At 45.4% G+C, this 8184-nt stretch carries 9 protein-coding genes and 1 riboswitch; of the genes, 6 read left to right on the plus strand and 3 right to left on the minus strand.

Annotated elements, in window-relative coordinates:
• The first annotated feature begins 145 nt into the window (after positions 1–145).
• Positions 146–529: a hypothetical protein gene (locus ACLU9Q_RS19260; protein ID WP_296839725.1), complete on the plus strand. Its 384-nt coding sequence runs from the start codon at positions 146–148 to the stop codon at positions 527–529.
• A gap of 16 nt (positions 530–545) precedes the next feature.
• Positions 546–875: a hypothetical protein gene (locus tag ACLU9Q_RS19265; protein WP_296839723.1), complete on the plus strand. Its 330-nt coding sequence runs from the start codon at positions 546–548 to the stop codon at positions 873–875.
• 393 nt (positions 876–1268) lie between these two features.
• Here the strand turns inward: ACLU9Q_RS19265 and ACLU9Q_RS19270 are convergent, their stop codons facing one another.
• The gene (locus ACLU9Q_RS19270) at positions 1269–2399 is read right to left on the minus strand and encodes a M56 family metallopeptidase (RefSeq protein ID WP_296839720.1); all 1131 of its coding nucleotides are present in this window, start codon (positions 2397–2399) and stop codon (positions 1269–1271) included.
• A complete protein-coding gene (locus tag ACLU9Q_RS19275; RefSeq protein ID WP_296908580.1) occupies positions 2396–2755 on the minus strand; it encodes a hypothetical protein in 360 nt (119 codons plus the stop codon). Before ACLU9Q_RS19275 ends, ACLU9Q_RS19270 begins: the two co-directional genes overlap by 4 nt.
• 339 nt (positions 2756–3094) lie before the next feature.
• Positions 3095–3178: riboswitch (ZMP/ZTP riboswitch) on the plus strand.
• Positions 3179–3231: 53 nt separating this feature from the next.
• On the opposite strand from ACLU9Q_RS19275, the gene ACLU9Q_RS19280 reads away from it, so the two are divergent.
• The 4 genes from ACLU9Q_RS19280 (at position 3232) to ACLU9Q_RS19295 (ending at position 7500) form a co-directional block, all read left to right on the plus strand.
• Complete coding sequence (locus tag ACLU9Q_RS19280; protein ID WP_296834348.1) at positions 3232–3945, plus strand: IMP cyclohydrolase; 714 nt, start codon at positions 3232–3234, stop codon at positions 3943–3945.
• Between the two features lie 25 nt (positions 3946–3970).
• Positions 3971–5146 (plus strand): phosphoribosylaminoimidazolecarboxamide formyltransferase, encoded by a 1176-nt coding sequence (locus ACLU9Q_RS19285; RefSeq protein WP_296834343.1) that lies wholly within the window; start codon positions 3971–3973, stop codon positions 5144–5146.
• An 85-nt stretch (positions 5147–5231) separates the two neighbouring features.
• Positions 5232–5915 carry a YjjG family noncanonical pyrimidine nucleotidase gene (locus tag ACLU9Q_RS19290; RefSeq protein ID WP_296834340.1) on the plus strand — a complete coding sequence of 228 codons (684 nt, stop codon included), beginning with the start codon at positions 5232–5234 and terminating at the stop codon, positions 5913–5915.
• Between the two features lie 79 nt (positions 5916–5994).
• Positions 5995–7500 (plus strand): CapA family protein, encoded by a 1506-nt coding sequence (locus tag ACLU9Q_RS19295; protein ID WP_296834338.1) that lies wholly within the window; start codon positions 5995–5997, stop codon positions 7498–7500.
• A 230-nt stretch (positions 7501–7730) separates the two neighbouring features.
• Here ACLU9Q_RS19295 and ACLU9Q_RS19300 read toward each other — a convergent pair.
• Positions 7731–8184 (minus strand): helix-turn-helix domain-containing protein (locus ACLU9Q_RS19300; protein ID WP_412625852.1); only part of this gene is annotated, 454 nt, incomplete at its 5' end.

The raw sequence follows: 8184 nt of genomic DNA on the forward strand, positions 1-8184 counted from the left end.
CCTGACGAAAGGCAACAAGATCTATAAAATGTTATTTTAAAGGAGCATCAACAATATATGAAAGAAGGGGGCGAGTCCATTGGAATGTACATAAAATTCGAAAAAATAAATAATAGCAGAAAAGGAAAAAGGAGAAATTATCGTTATGAAACACGCGAAAAAGTTTATGATGCTTTTATTGACAGGAGTTATGGCAATTAGTACTGTGTCGATTCCGGCGGCAGCAGAGAATAGTTCTCTGAATTTGTATGAGGACTATGATTGCTCTTTTCCCGTAGGAGTGGATGAAGAATCTTTAGTTTCTTTGGACACAAATGTAATTGAAAGCCAGGGGTTATTTGCGAAGTCCATTTCAAAGACAGTAAAAAAGTTCTACACAGATAAGAATTCCGTACCGGCAGCACTTAATTATCGGGAATACATTGATGGGGCATGGTATGGAGGAAATCTATCCTTAATAGAAGTTGTGTATAAACAGGGAAGTAACTTATATGAAGCAACATTTTCAGGAAAACTTTATTTGCAGTAAGCAGGGGGATAACTAAATGAAAAGAACAATAAGGAAAATGTTAGTGACATTAACTATTGCTGGAACAGTTGCTGTATCATCGTTAGGTGCAACTGCTGCTGAAATGAATGTTTCTGTTGATAATACACAGGAATCTGTAGCCAGATTTATGCATACTTATACGGAAACAATCACAGTGGATTATCCATCAGCAAGTAGTGTACCGTCGACATATTATTATGAATATTATAGTAGTAGTATGAAAATATGGTATAGAGGAACTTTAAAATTTGTAAGTTATGTTACAAATAAAAATGGTGGTGTAACAGCTACATTCTCTGGCACAATGTATGGACAGAATATGTAATAAACATACAATTGTTTTACTTGTGAAGAAAAAAGCCGTATAAAGTTCAAAAATATAGTGGCAGATAGTATTTAGAAATGTAGTTAAATACTATCTGCCACTATATTTTTGTAAATAGCTTTTAATACGAAAGCTGAAAGCTTTCAGCAGGGGTATTAGGCTGGTATCCAATCCCCAACATATTCTCCGGTTGTTATGCAATATAGCCTTTTATATAGTTTATCATTTTTCCACATATAATGCCATTCATATACAGGAGCTCTTGTAATAACGGAGTATGCAGAGACAGATGCGGTTACCGGAACTGGTTCCGCAGCCATAGCCGTTGTCCGGGGACAGAGAAAAAATAATGCAACTATAATGCTGACTAAAAATTTGCGCTTCATGTTCAATTCACCTCTTTTTAATTATAACTTGTATACCCTGCTGCTCCAGACCAGGGATAAATTCGATATTATTGATAAGAGCAACATACGCACCGTCCATATACATATCATAAGTGTCATCCCCATTATCAATAATCAGGCATGTATCGAAGCATGTGAAGGTTCCGTCGTTTGGTTTGTAATGCGGCTCAAAAACAACGAAGTAAGACAGGAAAAACATTCCGATGCAAATGATGGCAAAGAAGATGGTTCTTCCGCGTTGCGCCGGGGGAGTGTTCAGAACATCAAATCTCTGACGCAGGGTGCTGACCTGTCTTCTTGCAAAAAAATTCAGTAATTGACCGGATTTTGATGGATGTGTTGCGTATTTTGTGATTTCCAGAAGAAGACACATATAATCTGTAACATAATTAGAATCCAACTTTCGGACAGCAAAGGCATCAGCGCGTAATTCCATAACATTTTCAGCAAGGGTACAGAGCTTTGTACGAAACGGAATCCACCAGAAGATGCAGAAGAAAGCGCGTAACAGTACTTTTAGCAAAGGGTCGATATGTTTTATGTGTCCCCATTCATGTGTAACTGCCAGAAAAAGTTTTTCATAGGGCATGGCAGTCATATAAGAAGGAAATACAACCACCGGATGCAGGACACCAAAAACATATGGAACATTTGTATCGGAACATGTTTTATAGCGGATAGCCGGGCGGATGTGGAAGAGCTTTTCATCCCCGCGAAGTTTGTCTGTCAGAGCAGGACTAACATTGGACAGGTTTTTTAAATATCTGCACATTTGGTGATATTCATTGCCAAGCCGGTATAAGTTATAGAGAGCTGCCATACCCCACATGGCTAAAAGTATATGTAGAATGGTTATTTCTGTAGTGGTATTTTGAATTACCGGATAAAGAAGCAAGTCTCTCACGCCGGGTAATATCCGGGAGAGCAATATGGGGTGTGCAAAACGGATTTCAACAGGCAGAGATATGCGCAGTAGTATCAGAAGGATACAAAGCAATACTGCGGACGCATATATTTTCCGGTATCCGCCCATAAATTGGAAAAGGAAGCAGACCAGGATACCCCCAAAAAAGACAGATATAAGAGCTGTCCAGAAACCGGATAAGGAGAAAATCATTTTTTCTGAATCCTTTCATTTATAATCTTTTGCAGAGCAAGCAGCTCTTCAGTGGACAGGGACGTATTTTCTACCAGCGTACAGGCGAGATGAAAGGCATCCGTATAAGAGGAAGTATCATTGGAACCAGTGTGAGCCTGTTTGTACTGCGGATTGATGATAAAGGTACGCGCATAATTTTTTGTGTTCTGGACCTTTCCGGACACACAGATAATGTCGTCTTTCAGCAGGGACTGAAGTCCTTTGCGAATGGTAATTTCTTTCATCTCCGGCAGTGCGCTGATAATTTCCATAGCGCACATGGGTCTGTTATAAAGTCTCAATACATCCAGTATTTTTAATTCACTATTTTTCATGTAATCACCATATCGTATTTTTTTATATTATATAATATATCAGATAAAATGTAAAGAAATAAAATATACCAATCAGAATAAACGCATAAATGAATTGGAAGATTTTTTCCATATTAATTAAGCATCTTATGGGGGAATGTTAACTAACATTGACATATAAACAGCAATATACATAGATTTTCACATGTGCTGCTAAAAAATAACTTACATTTTCAAAAAAATATAATATATAATATTTTTGCGAATTAAACCAATATTGAAAAGGAATCTTTCATGAAACAACCCTAATTATTTTGGAAAACCAGTTGAGTATTCCGCAAAAATACGTTATAATCAAGAAAGCAGTTGTACGACTGGCGGAAAAGCAGGGTTACCTGTGGGGAGTACAACGTTATCCTGATGCCGACCGCCTGGGCGACCGCTGTTGACGAAGCAGGTCCTCAGGCGGTTTTTATATATTCAGAAAGGAGCAGATTATGAGCAGATTATCACTGGAACAGGAACTGAAGAACAATGCGTATCCCGGAAGAGGGATCGTCATCGGAAAATCGGAGGACGGTACGAAGGCTGTTGCAGCGTACTTTATCATGGGAAGAAGCGAAAACAGCCGCAACCGTGTATTTGTGGAGGACGGCGAGGGCATCCGCACGCAGGCGTTTGATCCTGCGAAACTTACCGACCCCAGCCTGATTATTTATGCACCGGTGCGTGTGCTCGGTAATAAAACCATCGTGACAAACGGCGACCAGACAGACACCATCTACGACGGCATGGATCATCAGCTTACCTTTGAGCAGTCTCTTCGTACACGTGAATTTGAGCCGGACGCGCCGAACTACACGCCGCGTATTTCCGGGATCATGCACATCGAAAACGGAAGCTACAATTACGCAATGTCTATTTTAAAGAGCAATCATGGAGATCCGGACAGCTGTCAGCGCTTTACCTTTGCCTACGAAAATCCGAAAGCGGGGGAGGGCCACTTTATCCACACCTATCAGTGTGACGGCAATCCGCTGCCGAGCTTTTCCGGAGAGCCGAAGCCGGTTGCGATCCCGAACGATATCGAGGCGTTTACCGAGCTGCTCTGGAGCAGTCTAAACGAGGACAACAAGGTTTCGCTCTTTGTTCGCTTTATTGATATCGCTTCCGGAAAATATGAGACAAGGATCGTAAATAAAAACAAATAGATTTCAAAAGAAAGGACGTAAGATCATGAAAGAACTGCAGTTAAAATATGGTTGTAACCCGAATCAGAAGCCGTCCCGCATTTATATGCAGGAGGGTGAGCTTCCCATCGAGGTGCTCTGCGGAAAGCCGGGCTATATTAACTTTCTGGATGCCTTAAACGGCTGGCAGCTTGTGCGCGAGCTGAAAAAGGCGACCGGGCTTCCGTCGGCTACCTCCTTTAAGCATGTTTCTCCGGCGGGCGCTGCGATCGGACTGCCGCTCACAGAGACGCTGGCGAAAATCTACTGGGTGGACGACTGCGGCGAATTATCCCCGCTGGCGTGTGCTTACGCGCGGGCGCGCGGAGCAGACAGAATGTCCTCCTTCGGTGATTTTATCGCGCTTTCCGATCCCTGCGATAAGGATACCGCGATGCTGATTAAGCGCGAGGTTTCCGACGGTGTGATCGCTCCTGGATATACGGACGAAGCGCTGGAGATTCTGAAACAGAAGAAGAACGGCAATTACAATGTCATTAAAATTGATGAAACTTATGTTCCGGCTCCGATCGAGCACAAGGAAGTATTCGGCGTGACCTTCGAGCAGGGCCGCCAGGAGCTGCCGATCAACGATGAGCTGCTCTCCAATATCGTCACGGAGAATAAGGAACTTTCTGAAGAAGCGATCCGTGATATGAAGATCGCGCTGATCACGCTGAAATATACACAGTCAAATTCTGTGTGCTTCGTGAAGGATGGACAGGCGATCGGCATCGGCGCCGGACAGCAATCCCGCGTACACTGCACGCGTCTTGCCGGGCAGAAAGCAGACAACTGGCTGCTGCGCCAGTGCCCGAAGGTAATGAACCTTCCGTTTATCGACGGTATCCGCCGCGCGGATCGCGACAATGCAATCGACGTATACATCGGCGAGGAATACATGGATGTGCTTGCGGACGGTGCATGGCAGAAGGTATTCAAGACGAAGCCGGAGGTGTTTACAAGAGAAGAAAAGCGCGCATGGCTCGATCAGATGGACGGCGTGACGCTCGGTTCCGACGCGTTCTTCCCGTTCAGCGACAATATTGAGCGCGCGCACAAGAGCGGCGTAAAATACATTGCACAGCCGGGCGGCTCCGTGCGCGACGACGCCGTGATCGAGTGCTGCAACAAATACGGCATGGTGATGGCGTTTACCGGCATCCGCCTGTTCCACCATTAAGCAGGAGAGTGCATCCGGCGGGCGGCGAATTCCGGAAGCGGAAAATGCACCCGGCGGATACGGTCAGCGGTTTTGCGAGGCATATATGAAATATCAGACATTGTTTCTGGATGCGGATGAGACGCTGCTTGATTTTAAGAGAGCGGAGGCGCAGGGGCTGGAAAACGCTCTGCGCCGTCATCAGCTTCCGTTCAGCAAAGAAATTTTAGCGCTTTATTCCGGCATTAATAAAAAATGCTGGGAAGAATTTGAGCAGGGTGTTTTCGACAAGGACACCCTGCTTGTTGAGCGTTTCCGGCGTCTTTTTAGGGCGCTTGACATTACGGCGGACCCGGATGCGGTGCGACTCACATATCACGAAGAGCTGGGAAAGGGAGGCTTTCTGATCGAACACGCCGATGAGGTCTGCAGAAAGCTTAAAGAGACGCACGATTTATATATTGTGACGAATGGCGTTGCCGCCACACAGTACAGCCGCTTTGCCATAAGCGGACTGGATAAGCTGGTAAAGGGCATTTTTGTGTCGGAAGAGATTGGCATACCGAAGCCGCAAAAGGGATATTTTGATTATGTATTTGCGCAGATTCCGGGCTTTCGGAAAGAAAATGCGCTGATGGTAGGGGATTCACTGACGGCTGATATTATGGGCGGCATCAACGCCGGACTGGACACCTGCTGGTACAATCCGGGAAGAAAACCGGCTCCGGCCGGAATCAACATCACATATGAAATACACGATATAAGGGAACTGCCGGAAATTGCCGGATAATACAAATAAAGTACACAGGGACATGCGCGCTGACGCAGGCGCCATCACGCAGGAACGCCCCGGAAAGATAAAGTGAGTTATGAAACAGAAGTGGAAAGAGCGGGCAGGAAGAATTGCGGGAAAAATCGCGGACAGGTTTGCAGACCTTGGTTACTGGCTGGAGGATCTGTACTGCGAATACCGGCTGCGTGCCAAAAAAGCAAAAAGAAAAAGAGAAAAGCTGAGAAAAACATTATCGGAAGAAGAGTTTAAGCGGTACCGCAGAAAAGAATTGCTGCAGACAGTATTGAAGGGCGCAGGGGCTGTCTTTTGCGTGGCGGCGGTAATTCTGTTGCTTGGCTTTGGCATCTCAAAGCTCGTGCGTCTGGCTGGAGGTGCGCTGTCGTCGCTGCGCCAGACGGAAGCTGTCACAGAGCAGCCGGTCACGGAAACAGAGCCGGTCTTTGCGGAAAAGGATATCACCGTCGGAAGTACCGGCTGTATGCTGCTGCATTCTCCGTTTATCGATTCTTATCCGGACGAGGAGGGCAATTATGATTTTTCCTCGATTTATAAATTCATCACGCCATATTATAGTGCGCCGGACTACATGACCTGTGAGTTTGAGGGCGCGCTTGGCGGAGAAGAGCTTGGATATTCCGGTTACCCGAATTTCAAGTCGCCGGATGTGATCATTGAAAATATCAAAGGCAGCGGCGTGGATCTGCAGATGCTCGCGACAAACCATATTTATGATGCATGGTCCTACGGTTTTACCCGGACCATGGAGGTTTACGAGGAGAAGGGGATCGCTTACACCGGAATCCGTAAAAATGAGCAGGAAAAACACTATTACATAGCCTATATCGATGGTATTAAAGTAGGATTCATCGATTATGTCTATGAGACCACGAATGTAACGGGCGGTCCTGACAAAAGCATCAACGGAATGATTATGGAAACGGCGGACGCCCCGCTTTTAAATTCCTTCAATTATGATAACCTGGCGCCGTTTTATACGGAGATGGAAGAAAATATCCGCGCGATGAAGGCGGAAGGAGCACAGTTTATCATCGCAAATATGCACTGGGGAACGGAATATCAGTTGGAGGAGGCGCAGTACCAGGATGAGATCGCACAGAAATTATGTGATCTCGGCGTCAATGCGATCATCGGCGGACATCCGCACTGCGAGCAGCCGATCGATGTGTTGACGAACGCAGCCGGAGAGAAGATGCTGGTGGTGTATTCCGAGGGCAATGCGCTCAGCAACCAGCGGACGTATCTGATGGACGAGATGCCCACCGGACACACAGAGGACGGTGCAATGGTTACGCTGCACCTGCACCAGAACAGCCGCGGGGAGGTTTCGCTGACGGACGTCGATCTGCTCCCTACCTGGGTATACCGCTACTCAGATGAAAGCGGTTCAAAATACTACATTCTGCCGCTTGACGATGTGGCAAATATCGAAAGCACCATGGGCATCGCCGATATCCGTGAGGAAGCGCAGGCGTCTTATGATCGCACCATGGAGGTTATGGGACCGGGGCTTGAGAAGGCGAAGGAAGCATTTTTACAGCCTGTGCAGGCTGGTGTTTCCTAAAGCCAGTCCCTGCAAAGAATATGAACTAATGATATCAGCAGAGCAAGTGAAATGACCGTAAAAGTTATTGCTTTAATTGATTTTTGGAAAAAGGTTTATACGCAGGAGGTGTGAACAAAATGCAGCACACCAATCTACCTACAGCCGGAATACAGGCAAAGGCAGGAGAAAATCTGTTCTCCTGCCATATACATATAATTTTTCAGTAGTATCCTTGATAGAAAATAAGATTATTCTTTTTTTCGTGTTAAGATAATTCCGGCGATTGCACCGACAAGGATAATCGGTGCGAATCTGATAAACAGCCATTCAAACGAGTGAAATAACACTCCGAGAACAGCGGTTTCGGGGTCACTGTAATTCCAACCCAGATAAGGACTTTCCAATTCCAGTAAAACTGCAAAAACGATTACCAGGATGATACATAACGAAATAAGCGACCAGTAAATAATTTTTCTTCTCATGCTCTTCCTCTGTGCCAGTTGCAGATTTATCACCTCCAGTTTTTCTGAAATGGCTTTTAAAGTATCAGACTCTGTTTCCATAACGGTTTCTCCCAGCAGCGTGCTAACGGGTGTTTCAAGCACTTCCGATAAGGAAATTAACACATCAGCATCAGGAACTGACAGTCCCTGTTCCCACTTGGAAACTGTCTGACGCACGACATTCAGTCTGACGGCAAGT

The organism is Marvinbryantia sp., from assembly GCF_047017445.1.
Lineage (GTDB): Bacteria > Bacillota > Clostridia > Lachnospirales > Lachnospiraceae > Marvinbryantia.